20 protein-coding genes are annotated in these 23,988 nt (G+C 56.9%); 10 read left to right on the top strand and 10 right to left on the bottom strand.

Features of this window, described 5'->3' with window-relative positions:
• Nucleotides 1-128 precede the first annotated feature (128 nt).
• The 5 genes from ABIC80_RS13440 to ABIC80_RS13420 all read right to left on the bottom strand — a co-directional run bounded on the left by ABIC80_RS13440 (nt 129) and on the right by ABIC80_RS13420 (nt 5,212).
• On the bottom strand, nt 129-1,418 hold the full coding sequence (locus ABIC80_RS13440) for an ABC transporter substrate-binding protein (RefSeq protein WP_076769151.1): 1,290 nt from the start codon (nt 1,416-1,418) through the stop codon (nt 129-131).
• A 62-nt stretch (nt 1,419-1,480) separates the two neighbouring features.
• A complete protein-coding gene (locus ABIC80_RS13435; RefSeq protein WP_054804551.1) occupies nt 1,481-2,608 on the bottom strand; it encodes an ABC transporter ATP-binding protein in 1,128 nt (375 codons plus the stop codon).
• A gap of 12 nt (nt 2,609-2,620) precedes the next feature.
• Nucleotides 2,621-3,523: a carbohydrate ABC transporter permease gene (locus ABIC80_RS13430; RefSeq protein WP_023480718.1), complete on the bottom strand. Its 903-nt coding sequence runs from the start codon at nt 3,521-3,523 to the stop codon at nt 2,621-2,623.
• Nucleotides 3,516-4,406 (bottom strand): carbohydrate ABC transporter permease, encoded by an 891-nt coding sequence (locus ABIC80_RS13425; protein WP_094421947.1) that lies wholly within the window; start codon nt 4,404-4,406, stop codon nt 3,516-3,518. The genes ABIC80_RS13430 and ABIC80_RS13425 overlap by 8 nt, the downstream gene beginning before the upstream one ends.
• Before the next feature lie 479 nt (nt 4,407-4,885).
• A complete protein-coding gene (locus ABIC80_RS13420) occupies nt 4,886-5,212 on the bottom strand; it encodes a cupin domain-containing protein (protein WP_042715779.1) in 327 nt (108 codons plus the stop codon).
• A 147-nt stretch (nt 5,213-5,359) separates the two neighbouring features.
• Between ABIC80_RS13420 and ABIC80_RS13415 the strand changes: the two genes are divergently transcribed.
• Nucleotides 5,360-6,052 (top strand): aspartate/glutamate racemase, encoded by a 693-nt coding sequence (locus ABIC80_RS13415; RefSeq protein WP_023480863.1) that lies wholly within the window; start codon nt 5,360-5,362, stop codon nt 6,050-6,052.
• Here ABIC80_RS13415 and ABIC80_RS13410 read toward each other — a convergent pair.
• Nucleotides 6,049-6,975 (bottom strand): LysR family transcriptional regulator, encoded by a 927-nt coding sequence (locus ABIC80_RS13410; RefSeq protein ID WP_429177465.1) that lies wholly within the window; start codon nt 6,973-6,975, stop codon nt 6,049-6,051. The genes ABIC80_RS13415 and ABIC80_RS13410 overlap by 4 nt on opposite strands.
• 121 nt (nt 6,976-7,096) lie before the next feature.
• Here ABIC80_RS13410 and lysA point away from each other — a divergent pair, with 121 nt between their 5' ends.
• From lysA to ABIC80_RS13385, 5 genes are all read left to right on the top strand, one after another.
• Nucleotides 7,097-8,359 carry a diaminopimelate decarboxylase gene (gene lysA / locus ABIC80_RS13405; RefSeq protein WP_429177463.1) on the top strand — a complete coding sequence of 421 codons (1,263 nt, stop codon included), beginning with the start codon at nt 7,097-7,099 and terminating at the stop codon, nt 8,357-8,359.
• 240 nt (nt 8,360-8,599) lie between these two features.
• Complete coding sequence (locus ABIC80_RS13400; protein ID WP_076769149.1) at nt 8,600-9,937, top strand: PTS sugar transporter subunit IIC; 1,338 nt, start codon at nt 8,600-8,602, stop codon at nt 9,935-9,937.
• 7 nt (nt 9,938-9,944) lie between these two features.
• Complete coding sequence (locus ABIC80_RS13395) at nt 9,945-11,372, top strand: glycoside hydrolase family 1 protein (RefSeq protein ID WP_429177461.1); 1,428 nt, start codon at nt 9,945-9,947, stop codon at nt 11,370-11,372.
• Nucleotides 11,373-11,401: 29 nt separating this feature from the next.
• Nucleotides 11,402-12,175, top strand: a complete 774-nt coding sequence (locus ABIC80_RS13390; RefSeq protein ID WP_023481037.1) for a GntR family transcriptional regulator — start codon at nt 11,402-11,404, stop codon at nt 12,173-12,175.
• The gene (locus ABIC80_RS13385; RefSeq protein ID WP_429177459.1) at nt 12,172-12,621 is read left to right on the top strand and encodes a GNAT family N-acetyltransferase; all 450 of its coding nucleotides are present in this window, start codon (nt 12,172-12,174) and stop codon (nt 12,619-12,621) included. Before ABIC80_RS13390 ends, ABIC80_RS13385 begins: the two co-directional genes overlap by 4 nt.
• Nucleotides 12,622-13,231: 610 nt before the next feature.
• Here the strand turns inward: ABIC80_RS13385 and galR are convergent.
• Nucleotides 13,232-14,242 carry an HTH-type transcriptional regulator GalR gene (galR, locus tag ABIC80_RS13380; RefSeq protein WP_200135185.1) on the bottom strand — a complete coding sequence of 337 codons (1,011 nt, stop codon included), beginning with the start codon at nt 14,240-14,242 and terminating at the stop codon, nt 13,232-13,234.
• A 599-nt stretch (nt 14,243-14,841) separates the two neighbouring features.
• On the opposite strand from galR, the gene aas reads away from it, so the two are divergent.
• Together aas and lplT are read left to right on the top strand one after the other, a co-directional pair.
• Nucleotides 14,842-17,001 carry a bifunctional acyl-ACP--phospholipid O-acyltransferase/long-chain-fatty-acid--ACP ligase gene (gene aas / locus ABIC80_RS13375; protein WP_429177457.1) on the top strand — a complete coding sequence of 720 codons (2,160 nt, stop codon included), beginning with the start codon at nt 14,842-14,844 and terminating at the stop codon, nt 16,999-17,001.
• On the top strand, nt 16,976-18,187 hold the full coding sequence (lplT, locus tag ABIC80_RS13370; RefSeq protein ID WP_094421932.1) for a lysophospholipid transporter LplT: 1,212 nt from the start codon (nt 16,976-16,978) through the stop codon (nt 18,185-18,187). Before aas ends, lplT begins: the two co-directional genes overlap by 26 nt.
• A gap of 3 nt (nt 18,188-18,190) precedes the next feature.
• On the opposite strand, the gene ABIC80_RS13365 is transcribed toward lplT, so the two are convergent.
• The 3 genes from ABIC80_RS13365 to mutH all read right to left on the bottom strand — a co-directional run bounded on the left by ABIC80_RS13365 (nt 18,191) and on the right by mutH (nt 20,475).
• A complete protein-coding gene (locus ABIC80_RS13365; RefSeq protein ID WP_429177455.1) occupies nt 18,191-19,231 on the bottom strand; it encodes an NADP(H)-dependent aldo-keto reductase in 1,041 nt (346 codons plus the stop codon).
• Nucleotides 19,232-19,364: 133 nt separating this feature from the next.
• Nucleotides 19,365-19,583 (bottom strand): YgdI/YgdR family lipoprotein, encoded by a 219-nt coding sequence (locus tag ABIC80_RS13360; RefSeq protein ID WP_023481134.1) that lies wholly within the window; start codon nt 19,581-19,583, stop codon nt 19,365-19,367.
• A 199-nt stretch (nt 19,584-19,782) separates the two neighbouring features.
• Complete coding sequence (gene mutH, locus ABIC80_RS13355; protein WP_429177453.1) at nt 19,783-20,475, bottom strand: DNA mismatch repair endonuclease MutH; 693 nt, start codon at nt 20,473-20,475, stop codon at nt 19,783-19,785.
• Between the two features lie 680 nt (nt 20,476-21,155).
• On the opposite strand from mutH, the gene rppH reads away from it, so the two are divergent.
• Nucleotides 21,156-21,686: an RNA pyrophosphohydrolase gene (gene rppH, locus ABIC80_RS13350; RefSeq protein ID WP_034813806.1), complete on the top strand. Its 531-nt coding sequence runs from the start codon at nt 21,156-21,158 to the stop codon at nt 21,684-21,686.
• A gap of 12 nt (nt 21,687-21,698) precedes the next feature.
• Nucleotides 21,699-23,945: a phosphoenolpyruvate--protein phosphotransferase gene (gene ptsP, locus ABIC80_RS13345; protein ID WP_023481129.1), complete on the top strand. Its 2,247-nt coding sequence runs from the start codon at nt 21,699-21,701 to the stop codon at nt 23,943-23,945.
• Nucleotides 23,946-23,988 lie beyond the last annotated feature (43 nt).

Here is a 23,988-nt window from a genome sequence, read left to right as displayed (position 1 = left end):
CCTACAAAATCTAGTGAAACCGCATTCCCAGGCCCGGTAAGCGCAGCGCCACCGGGCATTTTTTTGCCGGATGGCGCGTAAACGCTTATCCGGCCTACAAAATCTCACAGCTTCAATTTTTAACCTGATTAACGCATGGCGCGCTTGAGGATGCGTTCGGCCTGGCGCTGGAAGTCCGTCGCGGTCTCTTCAACGGTTTTCTGGCCATAATCGATGTACTGAATCGCGGTACCGAACTGCGCCACAATCTGCGGATCGTCAAAATATGGCGACACGGAGAGTTTTGCCGGCAGCGACTGCGCCAGACGCAGGCCAGCAACCGCCGGATCCTCCTCTTTGATAACCCCGCTGGCGGTCAGCGTCTCGACCGCCGCTTTGCTCAGCGGCACACCGCGCTCAAGGCCCAGCGTCTGCACACCCTCTTTGCTGTTGAGCAGGAAGTTAATCACCTGCGCCGCCTCTTTCGGATGTTTGGTGGATTTACCAATCGACAGCATCTGCGCCGGTTTAAAGAACAGCCCCGCATCGGTCGCACCCGGCAGCATCGGATAGTCGCCCAGCACCAGTTTGGCCGGTGGCTTCAGGTTGTCGGAGTATTTGGTGATGGTGGAGTTCCACATATAGGTGCCGCCCCATTCGCCCTCGATCCACGGCTTCATCTCATACATGTTGCTCTTACCGAACGAGGCGTAGTATTTCGAATCCGGCATCACGTGGCTATCGACCAGCTTTTTGTACATCTGGAAGAACTCAACCCACTGCTCTTTGCTGTAGCTGAATTTTTTGGTTTTTTCGTCAACGGCCGGAATGTTGTACTTCTGCACCATATAAGAGTTGAGCAGCGCCAGCGTATCCTGGTGCTCCAGCACGACCGGGTAGTACTGTTTGCCCAGCTTGCTCTCAAAGGTTTTGCCCGCCGCCATCAGCTCATCCCAGGTTTTCGGGAAGCTGACGCCCGCTTTTTTCCACTGCTCGTCATTGAAGTAGAAGACGCGCGCGGTGACCGAGATAGGAATACCGTTTAACTTGCCGTTTATGGTGGTGGTTTGCAGCTCTTTAGCGTCGAACTGGCTAAGATCGATAATATCTTTCACCTGGTTCAGATCGTAAAAACCCTCGCCGTTTTTCGAGAAGATCGGCAGCCAGTTCCAGTTGGTCTGCATTACATCCGGCTCGGTACCGCCGGCGATCTGCGTGGTCAGACGGGAGAGGTGCCCGTCCCAGCCGGTATATTCGGACTTCACGGTAATATCGGGATGCTGTTTATGGAACTCTTCCAGCGCTTTTAAGGTGACCTGGTGACGACCGTTGCCGCCCCACCAGGACATACGCAAATCAACATTGTCAGCGGCGGTGGCGGGTACAGCGCACATGCCCAGGGTTGCGGAGATAGCTGCGCCGATTAGCACTTTTTTCATTTTTATACTCCAGTTTATGTAGGTCACGCTGAGGCCGCCTGAGGCGGCCCGCATGTTTTTAGCTATAGAGAGATGTTCTGTTCCGTTTTCGCGTCAAAGATATGGCACTTATTCATGTCGAACTTAAAGTAGACCTTCCGGTGAAGCCCCTTAGCAATCAACGGCCTGGCTTCATCAGAGGGAATGCGGGCGGTCAGCTCATAGTCGGCGACTTTCAGGTAGACGAAGAACTCGTGACCCATATTCTCGACGCGCACCAGATCGCCCGCGCCGCAGTCATCGCTGAAAGGCTCATCGGCGACGGAGACAAACTCCGGACGCACGCCAAAGAAGACCTCTTTGTCGGCATAAGCCGCGACTCTCTCCTGCTGATGAGCGTTAAGCGCCAGCGTCTCCTGGCCGACGGTAATGTGCAGGGAACCCTCTTTCTGCACGATTTTCGCCGGTTTGATGTTCATCTCCGGCGCGCCAATAAAGCCCGCGACGAACATGTTTTTCGGGAAGTGATAGAGGTTATCCGGCGTATCGACCTGCATGATATGGCCGAGCTTCATCACGCAGATGCGGTCACCCATGGTCATTGCTTCGGTCTGATCGTGGGTCACATAAACGGTGGTCGCCGGTTTACCGGAGCTTTTTAACTGCTTATGCAGATCCGAAATGCGGATGCGCATTGAGGCGCGCAGCTTGGCATCAAGGTTGGAGAGCGGTTCGTCAAACAGGAAGACATCTGGTTTTTTCACAATCGCACGGCCAACGGCCACGCGCTGCGCCTGGCCGCCGGAGAGCTGGCGCGGCAGACGATCCATTAACTCCTCCAGTTCGAGAATTTTCGCCGCTTCATCTACCTGGCGTGCGATCTCATCCTTCGGCATTTTGCTCAGCTTCAGGCCGAAGGCGAGGTTTTCGCGCACGGTCATATGCGGGTAGAGCGCGTAGTTCTGGAACACCATGGCGATGCCGCGCGACTTCGGCGCGAGGTTGTTGACAATCTTTTCTCCGATGCGCACTTCGCCGCCGCTGATGGTCTCCAGCCCCGCCAGCATGCGCAGGGTGGTGGATTTGGCGCAGCCGGAGGGGCCAACAATCACCATAAACTCACCGTCGGCGATTTTCAGGTCGATACCATGTACCGCTTTGAAGCCGTTGGAGTAGACCTTTTCCAGTTTGTTGAAAATTACTTCAGCCATGATACTTCCCTCTTAACCTTTGATTCCGCTGCTGGTGACGCCCTGTACGAAGTAGCGCTGTGCCAGGAAGAAGACAATGATGGACGGCAGAATGGAGATACTCGCCATTGCCAGAATTTCGTTCCACGGTGCGCCTTCGGTCACGTCGATAGACATTTTCAGCGCCAGCGCGATGGGGTATTTATCCACGCTGTAGACGTAGATCAGCGGCCCGATAAAGTCGTTCATCGACCACATAAACTGGAACAGCGCCACGGAGATAATCGCCGGTTTCAGGATCGGCACCACCACGTACCAGAGCACCTGCCACGAGTTACAGCCATCGATCTGCGCCGCTTCTTCCATATCGCGCGGTACGCCGCGTAAGAACTGAATCAACATAAAGACGAAGAAGCCCTGGGTGGCGAAGGCCAGCGGCAGGTAAAGCGGCATGTAGCTGTTGAGCATGCCCATTTCACGGAACATCAGGTATTGCGGGATCAGCAGCACGGTGCTCGGCAGCAGCATGGTGGCGATCAGCGTGCCGAACCAGAAGTTCTTCCACGGGATCTCAAAGCGCGCAAAACCGTATGCCACCACCGTCGACGAGATGATCGTCAGGATCACTTTCGGGATCACATACTTAAAGGTGTTGAGCATGTAATGGCCGAAGGTGTATTCGGTGCCGGTTTTCCAGCCGTTAATAAAACCGTCCCAGGTCGCGTGGTTCGGCCACAGCCCGAGGGTGGTGAAGATCTCATGGTTCGGTTTGAACGACGCCGAGAACATCCATGCCAGCGGGTAGAGCATCAGCAGGCCGACCAGCAGCAGGATCGTGTAGCGGATCCAGGCGCTGATTTTCTCGCGGCGCAGGGTACGCGCCACTTCACGTTCAGCCTCTTTCATGCCCGGCGTAAGGTGTTGAACATCAGCCATTTTTGCCTCCCTTATCGGCAGAGTAGAAGACCCAATACTTCGAGGACTTAAAGGCGACAGAGGCAAAGACCGCCACCACCAGGAAGAGCACCCAGGCCAGCGCTGCGCCGTAACCCATATCGAAATATTTGAACGCGGTGTCGTAGATGTAGAGCGAGAAGAGATAGGTGTAGTAGGTCGGGCCGCCGCCGGTAATCACGTACGGGCCGGTAAACTCCTGGAACGCTTGCGTGGTCTGCATGATGAAGTTGAAGAAGATCACCGGCGTAATCAGCGGCACGGTCACCTTCATAAACATCTGCCATTTGCTGGCGCCGTCGATCATCGCCGCTTCATACTGCGACTGCGGAACGTTTTGCAGCGCCGCCAGGAAGATCACCATCGCCGAACCGAACTGCCAGACGCGCAGCAGCGTGACCGACATCAGCGCCAGCGACGGTTCGCCGAGCCAGTTGATGGGATCAAGACCAAAGACGCCGATAAAGCTGTTTAACAAGCCATCGATGGCGAACAGTGCGCGCCACAACACCGCGATAGCAACCGAGCTGCCGAGGATCGACGGGATGTAGTAAGCGGTGCGGAAAAAGCCGATGCCGCGCAATTTAAAATTGAGCACAAAGGCGATGCCCAGCGCAAAGGCCAGTTTCAGCGGAATGGTTAAAAAGACATAAGCAAACGTCACGCCCATCGATTTCCAGAAGAGGGTATCTTCAGTAAACATGTAGCGGTAGTTTTCAATGCCATTAAATACCGGCGGGCTCATCAGATCATACTCAGTAAAACTGAGAAAGAAGGATGAGATGAATGGGAAAGCGGTAAAGACAATCAACCCTATTATGTAAGGTGATATCCAGGCCAATCCCAGTAGTCTGTTTTCATTCATAGATACCTACCTGGCGAGCAATGTGTAATTCGGATTCGGAGAGCCGCCGCCCTTTCATGGGTTAAAGGGTGCGTTAGATCACAATATTTAATGAAATCAAAGCATTTTGAATCTGTAACTGCCGGAAAATATTGATGTTATTCCGGGTTTTAAAATCCTCTGAACTTGCGTTCTTGAATTGTAAAACATCGTTTTAAAATATTTTATTGTGTTTAAATGTGCCGTCATTCGTTAAATTGCTGAAATGTGATCGAAGTCGAAACGATGTTTCAATAAAGTGATTTGGCAGTCATTTTCAGGTAAAAAACGCGGACTTTTCAGTAAATAAAAAGCGGGTATTTCGACAAGCGGAGGGGCAGGGAAAAATATCGCGCGGTGAAATCATTCAATATTTAAACCATTATCCGGCGAAGGATTATGTTGTCGCGCAGAAATAAAAACGCCTCCACGGCGGGAGGCGCTTTTCACGGCTCAAAGAGTCAGGATTGCAGAAAATCTTCGCGAATCGGCGTGAAGGTATCGAGCAGAGTGCCCGGCTTCAGACAGACGCAGCCGTGCATAATGTGCGGTTCCTTGTAAAGTGTATCGCCTGCGGTGACGATATGTTTCTCATCACCGATGGTAAATTCGAACTCTCCGGATAAAACATAGGTGAGCTGCTCATGAGGGTGGTTATGCATTGGGCCGACAGCGCCCTGTTCGAACATAACTTCAACCGCCATCATTTTGCCGCCATGGGCGAGAATACGGCGCGTAACGCCGTTGCCCAGGTCGTCAAGTTGCGTGTCTTTATGAAAGATAAACATCGGGCTGTCCTGTAGTCGGTAAGAGATAGTGAAACAATGTTTTAAATAATTTATCTCACGGTGGCGGAAAAATAAACGCCGGGCCGGAGAAGTTGAAAGTCGATCACAACTTTGCATGATTGCGCGAGAACGAGACGGAGAAAGGCGATGAAAACAATTGGACTGCTGGGCGGCATGAGCTGGGAATCGACCATTCCCTACTATCGGCTGATTAACGAGGGCGTTAAAGCACGCCTGGGCGGCTTGCACTCCGCGAGCTTGCTGCTGCATAGCCTCGATTTTCACGAGATTGAAACCTGCCAGGCCACGGCGCAGTGGCACAAAGCCGGAGATATCCTCGGCCAGGCGGCGGCGGGTCTTGAGCAGGCGGGGGCGCAGGCGATTGTGCTCTGTACCAACACCATGCACAAAGTGGCCGGGCAAATTGAAGAGCGCTGCCAGATCCCTTTCCTGCACATTGCCGATGCCACCGGCCACGCCATTGAAAATGCCGGGCTGCGCAATGTCGCGTTGCTGGGCACGCGCTACACCATGGAGCAGGATTTCTATCGCGGGCGGCTGGAGAAGCAGTTCGCCATCAGAACCACGGTGCCCGGCCCGGAAGATCGCCAGCGCATCAATGAGATCATCTTTGATGAACTCTGCCTTGGCACCTTCAGCGATGAATCGCGCTACTACTTTATGAATGTGATCAAACAGCTGGCGAGCGAAGGGGCAGAAGGGGTGATTTTCGGCTGTACCGAAATCGGCCTGCTGCTGCCTGAAACCCACAGCCCGATTAAGGTGTTCGACACGGCCGCGCTGCATGCTGCTGCCGCGGTCGATTTTATGCTCTCTTAATCCTCGCCGAGCATGGCGGCCAGCGGCGCGGTAATACGCGGCATGGCTGCCTTAAGATGTTCGGCAAAGGTATCGACCAACGCGGAAGCGGGGCGGTGCAGCGGGCGCACAAGGCTGATGGTAAAGGGCACGTCGATGCTGAAACGCCGCACCGCCACGCCGCTGTTGGCATAGTCGAGAGCGGTCAGCGGGTTCACCACGGAAATGCCGACCCCGGCGCGCACCATCGCGCAAACCGATGCCGCGCTGTGCGTTTCCAGCACCATGCGGCGCTTCACCTGGTGCTCACTAAACAGGGCATCAAGCAGCTGACGATAGCTGTCGGTACGCGACAAGCTGATGTAATTCTCCCCCTGAAAATCCGTCGGTGTCAGTACCCTTTTCTGCGCCAGCGGATGATCCTCTGGCATCACGCACACTTCATTACAGGTCAGCAGAGGCGTGCGCTCGGTGCCTGCGGGCGTCGAGAGCGTTTCGGTGAGGCCCAAATCGTGGCGCTGCGCCGAGAGCCACTCCTCCAGCAGCGGCGACTCCTGCGGCACAATATTGAGGCTAACCTCCGGGTAGCGGGCGAGAAACGGTTGCAACAGCAGCGGTAAGAAGGATTGCGAAAAGACCGGCAGGCAGGCGACCGACAGCTCCCCTTGGCGAAACTCGCGCAGGCTCTCCGCCGCGCTGACAATCCTGTCCAGCCCATACCAGGATCGCTGCACCTCTTCAAACAGCCGTAACCCCTGCACCGTAGCGTGCAGCCGCCCGCGCGAGCGCTCAAACAGCGTCAGACCCAGCACCTTTTCAAAGCGCGCCAGCTCCCGGCTGACGGTTGGCTGCGAGGTGTGCAGCATCGCCGCGGCTTCGGTCAGGTTGCCGGTGGTCATCACGGCATGAAAAATTTCGATATGGCGCAGGTTAACAGCGGGCATAAGGTGATCCAGTTGCAGAAGGTTATCCATATCATTTTTGCATAGCCTCGCGATAAAAAGATATTTTTTATTCGCTTCAACCTGTGGCGTAATCATAAAAAAGATTGCTGACGGAGTTGTTATGCCACGCTCGCTACACCAGACAGAAACCGACCTCAACGCCGCTAACCTGCTGCAATTGCCTGCGGAATTTGGCTGCCCGGTATGGGTTTACGATGCGCAAATCATTCGCGAGCAGATCGCCAAACTGCGCGACTTTGACGTCATCCGTTTTGCCCAAAAGGCCTGCTCTAACATTCATATTTTGCGCCTGATGCGCGAGCAGGGGGTGAAGGTGGATTCGGTATCGCTGGGCGAAATCGAGCGTGCGCTGGCGGCGGGCTACGATCCGAAAACTCACCCGGACGATATTGTCTTTACCGCCGATGTGCTGGATGAGGCGACTATCGCCCGCGTCAGCGAACTGGGCATCGCGGTAAACGCCGGTTCAGTAGATATGCTCGAGCAGCTCGGTGCCGTTTCGCCAGGCCACCGCGTCTGGCTGCGCGTTAACCCCGGTTTTGGTCACGGTCACAGCCAGAAAACCAACACCGGCGGCGAGAACAGCAAACATGGTATCTGGTATAGCGACATGGGCGCGGCGCTGGAGGTAATGCAGCGTTACGGCCTGCAACTGGCGGGCATCCACATGCATATCGGCTCCGGCGTTGATTATGCTCACCTTGAGCAGGTGTGTGGCGCGATGGTGCAGCAGGTGATCGACTTCGGCCAGGATCTGCCGGCTATCTCCGCCGGTGGTGGCCTGTCGATCCCCTATCACGAAGGCGAAGAGCCGGTTGATACCGCGCACTACTACGGCCTGTGGAACGCCGCGCGGGAGAAAATCGCGCAGCATCTCGGCCATGCGGTGAAACTGGAGATCGAACCGGGGCGCTTCCTGGTGGCGGAGTCGGGCGTGCTGATCTCTCAGGTGCGCAGCGTGAAAACCATGGGCAGCCGCCACTTTGTGCTGATCGACGCCGGGTTTAACGATCTGATGCGCCCGGCGATGTACGGCAGCTATCACCACATTACGGCGCTGGCCGCCGACGGGCGCGATCTGCGCGACGCGGCGCGCATCGACACCGTGGTTGCCGGTCCGCTGTGCGAATCGGGCGATGTCTTTACCCAGCAAGAGGGCGGCAAAGTGGAAACGCGCCTGCTGCCGGAAGTGAAAGCGGGTGACTACTTAGTCCTGCACGATACCGGCGCGTATGGCGCGTCGATGTCCTCAAACTACAACAGCCGCCCGCTGCTGCCGGAAGTGCTGTTTGATGGCGGCGTGGCGCGCCTGATCCGCCGTCGCCAGACCATTGAAGAGCTGATCGGCCTCGAGCAGTTCTGAACCTGATCCACGATCCCGCTTATACGCAGCGGGATCGCCCCTCCTTTTTCCCGTAAATCCCTGCAATCCGTAAGGTGGTATGCCAAATGCGCGCTATGCCGCATTTTGGAATACCAGATTGGGTGTTGCGAGGCGCATCACAGAACTTTTCGCCGGGCGTGGCTATTTTTGGTATGCCAAATGGGACGACAGCGGTATCCCTGCATCGATAAAAAAGCTCCTTTACTGAGGTGTTAACTCATGGCCCTACAAGAAAAGCTCATCGATTCGCTGGGGAGTTTCGCGACGAAATTCAACAGCTATCGCTACATCATGGCCATCAAGGCCTCGTTTATTACCCTGATGCCGGTGATCATTGTCGGCGCCTTCTCTGTGCTGATCTCCAACATGGTGCTGGACCCGAAAAACGGGCTCGCCAGCTTCCAGTCGCTCTCGTTTCTGGCGGCGCTAAAACCAATTACCAGCGCCATCAACTACGCCACGCTTAACTTCCTCAATATCGGCGCGGTGTTCTTAATCGGTATCGAGCTGGGGCGTATCAACGGTATCCGCACGCTCTTTCCTGGCCTGCTGGCGGTGATCTGCTTTATCTGCGTGACGCCGACCACCGTTGAAATGCTGGTCGATGGTCAGATGCACGTGGTGAAAGATGTGCTGCTGCGCCAGTTCTCCGATACCCGCAGCCTGTTCCTCGGCATGTTTATCGCCATTTTGTCGGTGGAGATCTACTGCTGGCTGGAGACGCGCGAAGGGCTGAAGATCAAGATGCCGGACACCGTGCCGCCCAACGTCTCTGCCTCATTCTCCGCGCTGATCCCGGCGATCATCACCACTACCGCGATCGCCACCTTCGGCTTTATTTTCCACCAGCTGACCGGCATGTATCTCTATGACGCGGTTTACCAGGTGGTGCAGCAGCCGCTGGAGCGGGTGGTGCAGAGCCTGCCGGGGATCTTGCTGCTGATGTTTGTCGCCCAGCTCTTCTGGGTGATTGGCATCCACGGTAACCAGATGATCAAACCGATCCGCGAACCGCTGCTGCTGGGGGCGATCACCGTCAATATGAGCGCCTTTGAGCAGGGCAAAGAGGTGCCGAACATCATCACCATGCCGTTCTGGGATGTCTATATGAGCATCGGCGGATCGGGGCTGACCATCGGCCTGCTGGTGGCGGTGATGATCGCTACCAAACGCAAAGAGATGAAGGAGATAGCCAAGCTGTCGATAGGCCCAGGGATCTTCAACATTAACGAGCCGGTGATTTTCGGTATGCCGATCATGCTCAACCCGATCCTCGCGATCCCGTTTATTATTACGCCGCTGGTAACCGGCTCGATCGGTTACTTCGCTACCGCCAGCGGCTTTGCCGGTAAAGCGGTGGTGATGGTGCCGTGGACCACGCCGCCGCTGATCAACGCCTGGCTCTCTACCGCCGGATCGATGGGGGCGGTGATCACGCAGCTTATCTGCATACTGACCGCTATCATTATCTATCTGCCGTTTGTGAAGATTGCCTCACGCCGCGCCGAGCAGGCGCAGCTGCAAGCGGAAGCCACCTCTTCTACGCCGAAAGTGTGAGGACGTTATGAGCACGAAAACTGTCACCATCCCGCCTGACTTTATCCTCGGTGCCGCCGCATCGGCCTGGCAAACGGAAGGGTGGAAGGACAAACGCGAGGGTCAGGATTCGTGGCCCGATCTCTGGTACAAAAACGATCGTCACGTCTGGCATCAGGGCTACGGCCCGGCGGTGGCGACCAACTTCTACCAGCGCTTTCGCGAAGATGTGCAGCTGATGAAGCAGGCGGGCTTAACCCATTACCGCACCTCCATCAACTGGTCGCGTTTTCTCACCGATTATGAAAATGGCGTGGTGGATGAGCGCTACGCCGCTTACTACGACGAACTGTTTGATGAAATGGCGCGTCACGGCATTGCGCCGATGATCTGCCTTGAGCACTATGAACTGCCCGGTTATCTGCTGGAAACCTACGGCGGCTGGGCGTCGAAAAAAGTGGTCGAACTCTATCTGCTCTATGTCGAAAAGGTGTTGGCGCGCTATCACCAGAAGGTGACGCGCTGGTTTACCTTTAATGAGCCGATTGTGGTGCAGACCCGCGTCTACCTTGATGCGCTGCGCTGGCCCTATGAGCAGAACACCTCGACCTGGATGCAGTGGAACCATCATAAAAATCTCGCCACCGCGAAAGTGGTGAAGCTATTTCGCGAGAAGGGGTACAAGGGCAGCATCGGCTGCATTCTCAACCCGGAAGTGACCTACCCGCGTTCGCGTGCGCCGCACGATCTGCTGGCGGCCGAGCGCTACGATCTCTTCTACAACCGGGTGTTTCTCGACCCGATGGTTAAAGGTCACTACCCGGCGGAGCTGCTGGGGCTGCTGGAGAAACATGGGGTGAAGTGGGAGTGCAGCGACGAGGAGCTGGCGATTATTCGCGATAACACCGTCGATGAGTTGGGGATTAACCTCTACTATCCGCACCGCGTCAAAGCGCCCTCCCGCGCCTGGCACCCGGAAACCCCTTTCCATCCGGCCTACTATTACGAACCGTTTGAGCTGCCGGGGCGCAAGATGAATACCTCGCGCGGCTGGGAGATCCTGCCGGAGATCGTTTTTGATATGGCGATGCGCCTTAAAAATGAGTACGGCAATATTCCGTGGTTCGTGGCGGAGAGCGGCATGGGTATTGAGAACGAAGGGCAGTTTCGCAACGCGCAGGGCACCATTGAGGATGATTACCGCATCGACTTTATCGCCGCGCATCTCTACCAGGCACTGCGCGCGAGGGAGGCGGGGGCAAATTGCCAGGGCTACATGCTGTGGGCGTTTACCGATAACGTGTCACCGATGAATGCCTTCAAAAACCGCTATGGGCTGGTGGAGATCGACCTGCAACATAACCGCGACCGCAGGCCGAAAAAGTCACTTGGCTGGTTTCGCCAGCTCCGGGATGAGCGTCAGTTGACCCTGACCCTTGATGATGAAGTAAGATAGCGCAACGACTGATAAGTGCAGGTGATATCGTGGAGAAGGCCGTCGTCCCGCCGGAGAAAAAACAGTACCAGGAGATTGGCGACGATCTGCGGGAGCAGATCATCGAGGGTCACTATCCCGTTGGCTCGCGCTTGCCGCCGGAGCGCAATATTGCCGAGAAGTATGGCGTCAGCCGTACCATCGTGCGCGAAGCCTTGCTGATGCTGGAGTTGCAGGGCACGGTGGATATCCGCCAGGGCTCCGGGGTCTATGTGATGCGCATTCCTCAGGCTCATGAAAACGAAGAGGAGCGCTTTTTAAGCAGCGATGTCGGCCCGTTTGAGATCCTCCAGGCGCGCCAGTTGCTGGAGAGCAACATCGCCGCCTTTGCCGCCAAGATGGCGACGCGGGCGGATATCGACAATCTTCGGCGCATCCTCGAGCAGGAGCAGCGCGCCATCGCCCTCAACGACACGTCGCAGGACAACAGCAAGATGTTCCACCTGGTGCTGGCGGGCGCGTCGCAAAACCAGATGCTGCTGGCAACGGTTGAGAGCATCTGGCATCACATGGACAGCAGCCCGCTGTGGCAGCAGTTCAACGTGCATATCGCCAGCCGCGCCTACCGCCTGAAGTGGCTCGGCGACCGCCAAACCCTGCTGGCCGCGCTGCGCCGCCGTGATGTGATGGGGGCCTGGCAGGCGATGTGGCAGCATCTCGAAAACGTCAAAAAGAGCCTGCTTGAGCTGTCGGACGAAGACGCGCCGGATTTTGACGGCTATCTGTTTGAGTCAGTGCCTATTTTTCAGGGGAAGTTGATGTGACTATTCTGCCGCTTTATGAGGCACCGCAGCATGCGGGGCAGGTGACCGACTGGCTGTGGCAGGAGTTTGGCGACTCGCTGTCGCGAGAGTTTTTCGCCAGCATCATTGAGCACAGCCAGACGCCGGGACAGCTGCCGCTGACTTATGTGATGGTAGAGGGCGAGGAACTGCTGGGCACCGTCGGGCTGTGGCGCTGCGATTTGATCAGCCGCCAGGATCTTTACCCATGGCTTGCTGCGCTCTATGTAAAAGAGAGTGCGCGCGGCCAGGGGCTGGCCGGGCAGTTACAGCGCCATGTTATGGAGCAGGCGAAAGGGATGGGCTTTGACCAGCTGCATCTCTACGCCGCTTTCCGTGACTATTATGAGCGTTTCGGCTGGGCGTATATCGGGGATGGCCTCGATTACCCGAATACCAGCGTGCATCTGTATCGCATTGCGCTTTGAGTGTTTAGCCGCTGAAACGACGTAGGCCGGATAAGCGTAGCGCCATCCGGCATTGTTTCCGCGGCACCGATTGCCGGATGGCGGCTGCGCCTTATCCGGCTTACATAATCTGAGCTACTGAAACCGCCCAGGCCGGATAAGCGACAGCGCCATCCGGCATTATTTCCGCGGCACCGATTGCCGGATGGCGGCTGCGCCTTATCCGGCCTACCAAAACGAGCCTACAGCCACACCGATATTGCTTTTATCCAAGATTTTACAGCGAGGGGTTGTGTCCCCGCTGAAATCGGCGAACCGAAGTGTGAATGACAAGGTCTGGACGCCATGGATGGCGGACAGAGGCGAACCGAGACAGGATGTCGAGTCGAGCCGGCCGCAGTCAGGCACGCGGGAGGTGAGCGCAGTGCGCAGCACCGATTTCCTTGCGGGGCCGCGGGGATTGATAAGGGGAGCGCGGCCGCTTCCCTTATCCCGTTCACCGCACCGGTGATAAAAATATTCCGCTACACGCCTGGTGAACGGAACCATTCCACCAATCCAACCCCATTGCCGGATGGCGCTACGCTTATCCGGCCTACGTGGTTCCGGCGTTTAAGCGGCAATATGCGCCTTATGAACTCTCCGGCGGCGCAATCACTGAATGACGGCGCACCAGCGTCGGGTTAAAGAGATGGGTGATCTCCGGCAGCGGGCGGTTTTCCGCCAGCGCCAGCGCCAGCTCGGCGGCCTGGGTCGCCATCGTCACGATCGGATAACGCACGGTGGTCAGCCGTGGGCGGACATAGCGCGACACCAGCACATCATCGAAGCCAATCAGCGAAATCTCGCGCGGCACATCAATACCATTATCATTCAGCACGCCCATGGCACCGGCGGCCATCGAGTCGTTGTAACAGGCCACGGCGGTAAAGTTGCGTCCGCGTCCGAGCAGCTCGGTCATCGCCTGCTCGCCGCCGCTCTCGTCCGGCTCGGCGAAGGTCACCAGCCTGTCGTTGCACGGCAGACCATTCTCTTTCAGCGCATCGTAATAGCCCTGCAGGCGGTCGTCGGCGTCGGAGATCTCATGGTTGGAGCAGAGATAGCCAATGCGCGTATGGCCCTGCTGGATCAGATGGCGCGTCGCCAGCCAGGCGCCGTAGCGGTCGTCGAGCGCCACACAGCGCTGCTCGAAGCCGGGCAGAATGCGGTTAATCAGCACCATACCGGGGATCTGCCTCATCAGCGACGCCAGCTCTTCGTCCGGCACCACCTTTGCGTGCACCACCAGCGCGGCGCAGCGGTGGCGAATCAGCTGCTCAATCGCTTTACGCTCTTTCTCTTCTACGTGGTAGCCGTTGCCAATCAGCAGAAAGTTGCCGGTGGCGGAGGCGACCTGCTCAACGGCTTTCACCATCGCGCCGAAAAAGGGATCCGATACATCGCTCACCACCAGCCCCACCGACTCGGTCGATTGCTGCGCCAGCGCGCGGGCGTTGGCGTTCGGGTGGTAATTAAGCGAATCCATCGCGCTCTGTACCGCCTGGCGCGAGTTTTCACTGGCTTTCGGTGAGCTGTTGATCACGCGCGACACCGTCGCAACCGAGACCCCGGCCAGCCGCGCAACGTCTTTAATCGTCGCCATTCTCTACCTTCCTGGGTAAGCGTTTACACAGCAGTTAGTGTTACGGAAAAGGGGCGTCTGTTCAAGGCTGCGCGTGTACCACTCTTTGCAAACGTGAGCCAGCGCGGCGCGCATCGTGAAAACGTTACATGCGCGGCGTTGCAAATGCACACACTGAGAACCTTTACTTACACTTTGCGAAAGCCTGTTTCGATTGACCGCTGGTTGTCGGCGGCCCGACCGTGCGACTCTGTTCATCCCAGAGGTATTGATAGGTGAGCGCAACGCTACGTTGCACACTCGACTTACACCGACCTGCGCAGATGCGCAGGTTTTTTTTATCCTGCCGTGTAACAGTAATCGCTAATCGACACACCTCGTTTCACTTCGGCTCATTCTCTTGCTTTTTCCCGCTGGTCGCGCACCCAGGCGCAGGTGACAATCGACGTCCCAGAGGTATTGATTGGTGATTTATTCAGTACGCTTTTCGTACTTATTGATTGCACCAACCTGCGCGGACGCGCAGGTTTTTTTTTGCCTGCGTTTTATCCCTCCGCACTTCTCATGTAATCTGCCAGACTCTGAATCACATGCCTCAATGACTGGCAAAAGGAGTTGAAATGCTACTGGGCTTTTTCCGCGGCCTGTTTCGCGTCTTGTTCCGTGTACAGCTGACCGGCGATACCGCGCCTTTAAACGGCGACCGGGTATTAATCACCCCCAATCATGTCTCATTTATTGATGGCATTTTACTGGCGCTGTTCCTTCCCGGGCGTCCGGTCTTTGCGGTCTACACCTCAATTAGCGAGCAGTGGTATATGCGCTGGGTCAGCAAAATCATCGATTTGGTCCCTCTCGACCCGACCAAGCCCATGTCAGTTAAACATCTGGTTCGCCTGATTGGCGAAGGCCGCCCGGTGGTGATTTTCCCGGAAGGGCGCATCTCCGTTTCCGGCTCGCTGATGAAGATTTATGAAGGGGCCGGTTTTGTCGCCGCGAAATCCGGCGCGACGGTGATCCCGCTGCGTATTGATGGCGCGGAGCTGACCTTCTTCAGCCGTCTGAAAGGGCTGGTTAAACAGCGCTTTTTCCCGCGCATTACCCTGCATATTCTGCCGCCGACGCAGCTGCCGATGCCGGATGCGCCGCGCGCGCGTGATCGCCGCAAGATTGCTGGCGAAATGCTGCACCAGATTATGATGGAAGCCCGCATGGCGGTGCGCCCGCGCGAAACGCTGTTCGAAGCGTTGCTCAGCGCCCAGTACCGTTACGGTGCCAGCAAGCCCTGCGTGGAAGATATCAACTTTACGCCGGACAGCTACCGCAAGCTGCTGACCAAAACTCTCTTTGTGGCGCGCATTCTCGATAAATACAGCGCGCAGGGCGAGAAAATCGGCCTGATGTTGCCGAACGCTAGCATCAGCGCGGCGGTGATCTTTGGTGCCATTGCGCGCGGGCGCATTCCGGCGATGATGAACTACACCGCTGGGGTGAAAGGGATGAGCAGCGCAATTTCCGCGGCGCAAATCAAAACCATCTTCACCTCACGCACCTTTATGGATAAGGGCAAGCTGTGGCATCTGCCGGAGCAACTTACTCAGGTGCGCTGGGTCTATCTCGAAGATCTGAAAGGGGATGTCACCTTTGAAGATAAGCTGTGGATTTTCCGCCATCTGCTGATGCCGCACCGCGCGCAGGTGGAGCAGAAACCGGAAGATCCGGCGCTGGTCCTCTTTACCTCCGGCTCCGAGGGCAACCCGAAAGGGGTGGTGCACAGCCATAAGAGCCTGCTGGCTAACGTCGAGCAGATCCGCACCATTGCCGATTTCACCGCCAATGACCGCTTTATGTCGGCGCTGCCGCTTTTCCACTCCTTCGGCCTGACGGTTGGCCTGCTGACGCCGCTGTTTACCGGCGCGCAGGTCTTCCTCTACCCGAGCCCGCTGCATTACCGCATTGTGCCGGAGCTGGTCTATGACCGTAACTGCACGGTGCTGTTTGGCACATCGACCTTCCTCGGTCACTACGCTCGCTTCGCCAATCCGTATGATTTTTACCGCCTGCGCTATGTGGTCGCCGGGGCGGAGAAATTGCAGGAGAGCACCCGTCAGATCTGGCAGGACAAGTTTGGCCTGCGCATCCTTGAAGGCTACGGCGTGACCGAATGCGCGCCGGTGGTCTCCATCAACGTACCGATGGCGGCGAAACCGGGCACCGTCGGGCGCATCCTGCCGGGCATGGACGCACGCTTAATGGCGGTGCCGGGCATTGAAGAGGGCGGCCGCCTGCAACTGAAAGGGCCAAACATCATGACCGGCTATCTGCGGGTGGAAAACCCCGGTGTGCTGGAAGCGCCAAAGGCGGAAAACATTAACGGCGAGATGGAGCCGGGCTGGTATGACACCGGCGATATCGTGCGCTTCGACGAGCAGGGCTTTGTGCAGATCCAGGGGCGCGCAAAACGCTTCGCCAAGATTGCCGGCGAGATGATCTCGCTGGAGATGGTAGAGCAGCTGGCGCAGGCCGTTTCGCCGGAGAAAATGCACGCCACCGTGGTGAAAAGCGACGCCAGCAAAGGCGAGGCGCTGGTGATGTTCACTACCGATAGCGAACTGACGCGCGACAAGCTGCAACAGCAGGCGCGTGCGCAGGGCGTACCGGAGCTGGCTGTCCCGCGTGATATCCGTTTCCTGAAACAGCTGCCGGTGCTTGGCAGCGGCAAGCCCGATTTCGTGACCCTGAAAGGAGTGGTGGATGAGGCAGAAACCGAACACGCATGAGTCAGTAAGCGCTAACTCGCCGCTTTTGTCGCGAGGAATGATGGCGGTGATTGCCGCCCAGTTTCTCTCGGCATTTGGCGATAACGCACTGCTCTTTGCCACGCTGGCGCTGCTGAAAGCGGAGTTTTACCCCGACTGGAGCCAGCCTGTTCTGCAAATGGTGTTTGTGGGCGCTTACATTCTTTTCGCACCGTTTGTCGGCCAGGTGGCTGACAGCTTTGCTAAAGGGCGCGTAATGATGGTTGCCAACGCCCTGAAACTGCTGGGCGCGGCGAGCATCTGCGTAGGGGTTAACCCGTTTGTCGGTTACCTGCTGGTGGGCATTGGCGCAGCGGCCTACTCCCCGGCGAAGTATGGCATTCTCGGCGAGATCACCACCGGTGATAAGCTGGTGAAGGCGAATGGCCTGATGGAGTCATCGACCATTGCCGCGATCCTGATTGGCTCGGTCGCGGGCGGCGTGCTGGCCGACTGGCATGTGCTGGCGGCGGTCGGCGTCTGTGCGCTGGTCTACGCCGGGGCGGTGGTGGCTAACCTAATGATCCCGAAACTGCCTGCGGCGCGTCCCGGGCGCTCGTGGCGCTTTGGGCCGATGACCGCCAGCTTCTTCAGCGCCTGCAAAAGCCTGTGGCAGAACGGCGAAACCCGCTTCTCGCTGGTGGGTACCAGCCTCTTCTGGGGCGCGGGCGTGACGCTGCGTTTCCTGCTGGTGCTGTGGGTGCCGGTAGCGCTCGGCCTGACGGATAACGCCACGCCAACCTACCTCAACGCGATGGTTGCCGTCGGCATTGTGGTCGGTGCCGGGCTGGCAGCGAAGCTGGTGACGCTGGAAAAAGTCTCCCGCTGTATGCCTGCCGGGGTGCTGATTGGTATCGCGGTGGTGATCTTCTCACTACAACATGCTCTGCTGCCTGCTTATGGCGTGCTGATGCTGATTGGCGTGCTCGGTGGTTTCTTCGTGGTGCCGCTCAACGCGCTGTTGCAGGCGATTGGTAAGGAGTCTGTCGGTGCGGGCAACGCCATTGCCGTGCAGAACCTCGGTGAAAACACCGCCATGCTGCTGATGCTGGGGCTCTACTCACTGGCCATCAAAGTGGGCGTGCCGGTGGTGGGCACCGGTATCGGGTTTGGTGTGCTGTTTGCGCTGGCGATTGCGGCGCTGTGGATCTGGCAGCGCCGCCGGTAAGTTTTACGGAGCGGGGTAGGTGTAGACCTGATGCACCGCCTCGATCTCCGCGATCACCTCATCGCTCAACTCCAGATGCAGGCTCTCAACGTTCGTTTTCAGCTGCTCCATCGTCGTCGCGCCCAGCAGGGTGCTGGCGACGAAGGGCTGACGGCGCACGAAGGCCAGCGCCATCTGCGCCGGATCGAGATTGTGTCGTTTCGCAATATCGACATAGGCCGCTACCGCTTTGTGTGACTGCTCGCTGCTGTAACGGGTAAAACGGCTGAACAGCGTATTGCGTGCGCCGGCCGGTTTCGCCCCGTTCAGGTATTTGCCCGTCAGCGTACCAAACGCCAGGCAGGAGTAGGCCAGCAGTTCTACGCCCTCATACTGGCTCACTTCCGCCAGACCCACCTCGAAGCTGCGGTTCAGCAAGCTGTAGGGATTCTGGATCGTCACAATGCGCGGCAGCTCGTGCTTCTCCGCCAGTTGCAGGTAGCGCATCACGCCAAACGCCGTTTCGTTCGAGACACCGATATAGCGGATTTTACCGGCGCGCTGGCACTCGGTAAGGGCTTCCAGCGTTTCCAGTAAGGTGATGACCGGCGCGCTCTCAACCCAGCTGTAGCCCAGCTTGCCAAAGCAGTTGGTCTGGCGCTGCGGCCAGTGAACCTGGTAGAGATCGAGATAATCGGTTTGCAGGCGCTTCAGGCTCTCATCAAGCGCGGCGCGGATATTTTTGCGATCGAGTGCCTGGTTCGGGCGGATACCGCTATCGCTGTTGCGGCTCGGGCCGCTCACTTTCGAGGCGATAACCAGTTTTTCGCGGTTGTTGCGCTTCGCCAGCCAGTTGCCGACGTAGGTCTCGGTCAGGCCCTGGGTTTCCGGGCGTGGAGGGACGGGGTACATCTCTGCGACATCAATCAGGTTAATGCCCTGGCTGACCGCGTAATCAAGCTGTGCATGGGCGTCGGCTTCGCTGTTTTGTTCACCAAACGTCATTGTGCCCAGCCCGAGGGTGCTTATTTCAAGCGAACTGTGGGGGATACGGTGATAGTGCATAGCCGGCTTCCTTAAACAAACATGCCACGTCAGTTGAGCTGACAAAGGAATATAACCATGGCAGAGGGGAAGCAAAAGGGAAAGGAAAAAATGGATTAAAGGCCAGCAGGTTACTGACCTTTATAGGGAATTTTTAACGCTCAATAATCTGGGATACGTCATCGCGGTTAATCTGCATTTTGTTGCCCTGCTGATCGTGATAGCTCACCAGCCCGGTGTCATCATCAATCTGCGGCTTACCGTCCGTCAGAATCATTCTGCCGTCTTTGGTCGACATCACATAATCGCTGCTGCAACCGCTGACCGCGCATGCCAGCCCGACCGCGGAAATAATCACTGCCCACTTCTTCATCGTTCGTGTCCTCTCGGCTTTTCCTCACAGAAGTGTAGTAATAACGTGCCCTTATGCGATGAAAAAGCGGGATTATCTGAAAATTATTGCTGAGAGGGCGCAAACCGCCGATTACACCGCTATAAGACGAGGGCGTTTCCTTAAGCGCAGGCGCGCGTTGTTGCGCAGCGAAACGCGGTGGTTTAGTGGCTAAAACAGACTAGGTCGATAACGCGAAATGGCGCGCAAGCAGCGCACGGGTAAAGTTCTTTTTCAGATAAAAACCGCGCGGCAGGGTCAGAATCGGCTCGCCGTGCTCGCCGATGGCTTCGGTTAACGCTTTACTGTTGGCCGCTTTCGGGCGCAGCTGCAGCACTTCACCATGACGGGCGGTAATGCGCGTGACCTGGCCGAGCACAATCAGATCCATTAATTCTTCCCAGTCCTGGCGTAACTGCTGCTCCTCATCGGCGTCCGGGCTCCAGAGCAGCGGCGATCCTACCCGACGCTCAGCAAGGGGAATGGTGCGCGATCCCTCGACAGGTACCCACAGGACGCGCTTGAGCTTATGGCGGACATGGCTGGTTTCCCACACCACGCCTGTGTTGCCGGTCAGCGGTGCCACGCAGACAAAGGTGGTTTCCAGCGGACCGCCCAGCGGATCTATCGGGATGGTTTTCAGCTCCACGCCCAGCGCCGCAAAATCCTGCTCCGGCTTACTGCCTGCGCTCGCTCCCAGCCAGCGCTCCAGCAGCACGCCGATCCACCCTTTGTCGCGCTTCAGATCGCGCGGCGTCGGCATGCCGGCCAGTTCAGCCAGCTCGCCTAACGTATAGCCTGCCAGCCGCTGCGCCTGCGACAGCAGCTGCGCTTCGGTTTCGGGTGGAGAGGTGAGAGGGGCGATTACACACATGCTAAAACCTTTTGGTTAAAAAATAGACAGTAGTTTTCCACCGCACGGCAGAAGTTTATCGTGTTCAGGGAAAAAAGAGCAATGCAATGATTTATAAGCTAATTTAGCAGAGCGCTTTGCGTGTTGCGCAACAGGCCGCGAGGTTTTCCAAATCTGGTCACTGACAATGAACAGGATCTTACACCCTGTTATCCACAGAAAAGTGGGATAAGTGGGAATAACCACGACTACTGTTTCCATTTACAGCCTTGACGCGGGAGCAAAATCGAATTTTTGCACAAAATGTGCCTAACTTAGTGGCATAATCTGTGGATAAATTCGGCTCTGCTCGATCTTTCATCAACGCCAGGATCTTAAGCGTGATGATCGTCACAAAACGGCAGCGGAAAGGGGTTTTCGATGCACTAAACCAATGAATTACGGAGAGTAATTTTTTGCGCATCTTAAGCCATTATTCGGACTACTCTGGGTTTTCCCTGGGTAATTCCATACTTCTTCACAACTCTATCCACAGAAAAGGTGAATAAAACCCCTCGGCGTGATGCGGGTCTGTTTATAAGTGTGATGATAACTGTGAGTTATTCAATTGTTATTCGTTTATCTCCCTGTCATAGAGTGGTTTACCGTTTTCCGGGAGTGTGAAACAATCGCTTTATTCAGGTTTATTTTGAGGTAGTCCGGTGATTGATGACGATGGCTACCGCCCAAATGTGGGAATCGTAATCTGTAATCGACAGGGTCAGGTCATGTGGGCCAAACGCTTCGGACAGCACTCATGGCAGTTTCCCCAGGGGGGAATCAATCCTGGAGAATCTCCGGAGCAGGCCATGTACCGGGAGCTGTTCGAGGAAGTGGGCTTAAGTCGTAAAGATGTTCGTATCCTTGCTTCTACCCGTAACTGGTTGCGTTACAAGTTACCGAAACGTTTGGTGCGTTGGGACACAAAGCCGGTTTGCATCGGCCAGAAACAGAAATGGTTTCTTTTGCAGTTGATGAGCAACGACAGCGATATCAATATGCAAACCAGCAGTACACCCGAGTTTGATGGCTGGCGTTGGGTGAGCTACTGGTATCCTGTTCGCCAGGTTGTGTCGTTTAAACGCGACGTCTACCGGCGGGTGATGAAAGAGTTTGCAGCCGCTGTGCTGGCGCTTCAGGAGACCCCTGTGAAGCCGCAAAGCGCGCCTGCCTGGCGACGGAAACGAGGTTAAGCCACCCACATTATGCTCACCCGACTGCGAGAGATTGTTGAGAAAGTTGCCAGCGCGCCACGTCTTAACGAAGCGCTGGAGATACTGGTTACCGACGTTTGTCTGGCGATGGAAACCGAAGTATGTTCGGTCTATCTCGCAGATCACGACAGGCGCTGTTTCTATCTTATGGCGACGCGCGGTTTGAAAAAGCCGCGCGGCCGCACTGTTACGCTCGCATTCGATCAAGGTATCGTCGGCCTGGTAGGCAGGCTGGCGGAGCCTATCAACCTTGCCGACGCGCAAAAGCACCCCAGCTTTAAATTTATCCCCTCGGTGAAAGAGGAGCGGTTTCGCGCTTTTCTTGGTGTGCCGATCATTCAGCGCCGCCAGTTGCTTGGCGTACTGGTGGTGCAGCAGCGCGAAATTCGCCAGTACGACGAGAGCGAAGAGTCCTTCCTTGTTACCCTCGCCACCCAGATGGCGGGTATTCTTTCCCAGTCTCAGCTAACCGCCCTGTTTGGCCAGTATCGTCAGACCCGTATTCGTGCGCTGCCAGCCTCGTCCGGCGTGGCGATTGCCGAAGGGTGGATGGATCAGACGCTGCCGTTGATGGAGCAGGTTTACCCGGCCTCGACGCTGGACACCTCCCTTGAGCGGGAAAGGTTAACGACCGCGCTGGAAGAGGCGGCGAATGAGTTTCGTCGCTACAGCAAACGTTTCTCTGCCGGCGCGCAAAAAGAGACGGCGGCGATCTTTGACCTCTATTCGCACCTGCTCTCCGATGCGCGTCTTCGCCGCGAGCTATTTGAAGAGGTTGACCGCGGTGTGGTCGCCGAGTGGGCGGTAAAAACCGTTATTGAGAGCTTTGCCGCGCAGTTTGCCGCCCTCAGTGATGGCTATCTGAAAGAGCGCGCGGGCGATCTGCGCGCCCTAGGTCAGCGCCTGCTGTTCCATCTCGATGACAATATTCAGGGGCCGAATAGCTGGCCGGAACGCTTCGTGCTGGTGGCAGACGAACTTTCTGCAACGACGCTTGCCGAGTTGCCCCATGACAGGCTGGCGGGCGTGGTGGTGCGCGATGGCGCCTCCAACTCCCATGCCGCGATTATGGTGCGCGCGCTGGGCATTCCTACGGTTATGGGCGCCGATATTCAGCCTTCAGCGCTGCATCGGCGGACGCTGATCGTTGATGGCTATCGCGGCGAACTGCTGGTCGATCCTGAGCCGGTACTGCTGCAGGAGTACCAGCGTCTCATCACGGAAGAGAATGAGTTAAGCCGTCTTGCCGAAGATGACGTTAACCTCGAAGCCCGCTTAAGCAGCGGCGAGCGGGTTAAAGTGATGCTCAACGCCGGGTTAAGCCCTGCCCACGAAGAGAAGCTGGGCAAGCGAATCGACGGCATTGGGCTCTACCGCACCGAAATTCCCTTTATGTTGCAGAGCGGTTTCCCCTCCGAAGAGGAGCAGGTGGCGCAGTATCAGGGCATGTTGCAGATGTTCAACGACAAGCCTGTGACGCTGCGTACGCTGGATGTCGGCGCCGATAAGCAGCTTCCCTATATGCCGATCAGTGAAGAGAACCCCTGTCTTGGCTGGCGCGGCATTCGTATTACCCTCGATCAGCCGGAGATCTTTCTGATCCAGGTGCGCGCAATGCTGCGGGCAAACGCCGCAACCGGCAACCTCAGCATCCTGCTGCCGATGATCACCAGCATTGATGAGGTGGATGAGGCGCGCAGGCTGATTGAACGTGCCGGGCGGGAAGTGGAAGAGATGATCGGTTATGCCATTCCGAAGCCGCGCATCGGCGTGATGCTGGAAGTGCCCTCGATGGTGTTTATGCTGTCGCACCTGGTTAACCGCGTCGATTTTATCTCTGTCGGCACTAATGACTTAACCCAATACATTCTTGCTGTCGATCGTAACAATACCCGCGTGGCGAATATGTACGACAGCCTGCACCCGGCGGTGCTGCGCGCGCTGGCGATGATTTCAGGCGAAGCTGAACGGCTGGGGATCGATCTCTGTTTATGCGGAGAAATGGCCGGCGATCCGATGTGCGTCGCGCTGCTGATTGGCATGGGCTACCGGCATCTTTCCATGAATGGTCGTTCGGTGGCGCGTATCAAATATTTGCTGCGCCGCATTGATTGCGAAGAGGTTCAGGCGCTGGCACAGCGTGCGCTGGAGTCCCAACTGACAACCGAAGTGCGCCACCAGATTGCCGCCTTTATGGAGCGCCGCGGCCTCGGCGGGCTGATCCGCGGCGGGATTTAAGCGACGGTTTAGTATTGCCCACAGAGCCGACCTTCGGCTCTGT

Origin of the sequence: Kosakonia sp. 1610, assembly GCF_050435845.1 — a bacterium.
Classification (GTDB): Bacteria; Pseudomonadota; Gammaproteobacteria; order Enterobacterales; family Enterobacteriaceae; genus Kosakonia; species Kosakonia cowanii.
The sequence above is the reverse complement of the archived record's forward strand: the minus strand, read 5'-3'. Positions and strand labels throughout refer to the sequence as shown.

Bases quoted from the DNA above. Each gene is read 5' to 3' on its own strand.
- ABIC80_RS13440 (WP_076769151.1), bottom strand. From the start codon at position 1,418: ATGAAAAAAGTGCTAATCGGCGCAGCTATCTCCGCAACCCTGGGCATG.
- ABIC80_RS13435 (WP_054804551.1), bottom strand. From the start codon at position 2,608: ATGGCTGAAGTAATTTTCAACAAACTGGAAAAGGTCTACTCCAACGGC.
- ABIC80_RS13430 (WP_023480718.1), bottom strand. From the start codon at position 3,523: ATGGCTGATGTTCAACACCTTACGCCGGGCATGAAAGAGGCTGAACGT.
- ABIC80_RS13425 (WP_094421947.1), bottom strand. From the start codon at position 4,406: ATGAATGAAAACAGACTACTGGGATTGGCCTGGATATCACCTTACATA.
- ABIC80_RS13420 (WP_042715779.1), bottom strand. From the start codon at position 5,212: ATGTTTATCTTTCATAAAGACACGCAACTTGACGACCTGGGCAACGGC.
- ABIC80_RS13415 (WP_023480863.1), top strand. From the start codon at position 5,360: ATGAAAACAATTGGACTGCTGGGCGGCATGAGCTGGGAATCGACCATT.
- ABIC80_RS13410 (WP_429177465.1), bottom strand. From the start codon at position 6,975: ATGCCCGCTGTTAACCTGCGCCATATCGAAATTTTTCATGCCGTGATG.
- lysA (WP_429177463.1), top strand. From the start codon at position 7,097: ATGCCACGCTCGCTACACCAGACAGAAACCGACCTCAACGCCGCTAAC.
- ABIC80_RS13400 (WP_076769149.1), top strand. From the start codon at position 8,600: ATGGCCCTACAAGAAAAGCTCATCGATTCGCTGGGGAGTTTCGCGACG.
- ABIC80_RS13395 (WP_429177461.1), top strand. From the start codon at position 9,945: ATGAGCACGAAAACTGTCACCATCCCGCCTGACTTTATCCTCGGTGCC.
- galR (WP_200135185.1), bottom strand. From the start codon at position 14,242: ATGGCGACGATTAAAGACGTTGCGCGGCTGGCCGGGGTCTCGGTTGCG.
- aas (WP_429177457.1), top strand. From the start codon at position 14,842: ATGCTACTGGGCTTTTTCCGCGGCCTGTTTCGCGTCTTGTTCCGTGTA.
- lplT (WP_094421932.1), top strand. From the start codon at position 16,976: ATGAGGCAGAAACCGAACACGCATGAGTCAGTAAGCGCTAACTCGCCG.
- ABIC80_RS13365 (WP_429177455.1), bottom strand. From the start codon at position 19,231: ATGCACTATCACCGTATCCCCCACAGTTCGCTTGAAATAAGCACCCTC.
- ABIC80_RS13360 (WP_023481134.1), bottom strand. From the start codon at position 19,583: ATGAAGAAGTGGGCAGTGATTATTTCCGCGGTCGGGCTGGCATGCGCG.
- mutH (WP_429177453.1), bottom strand. From the start codon at position 20,475: ATGTGTGTAATCGCCCCTCTCACCTCTCCACCCGAAACCGAAGCGCAG.
- ptsP (WP_023481129.1), top strand. From the start codon at position 21,699: ATGCTCACCCGACTGCGAGAGATTGTTGAGAAAGTTGCCAGCGCGCCA.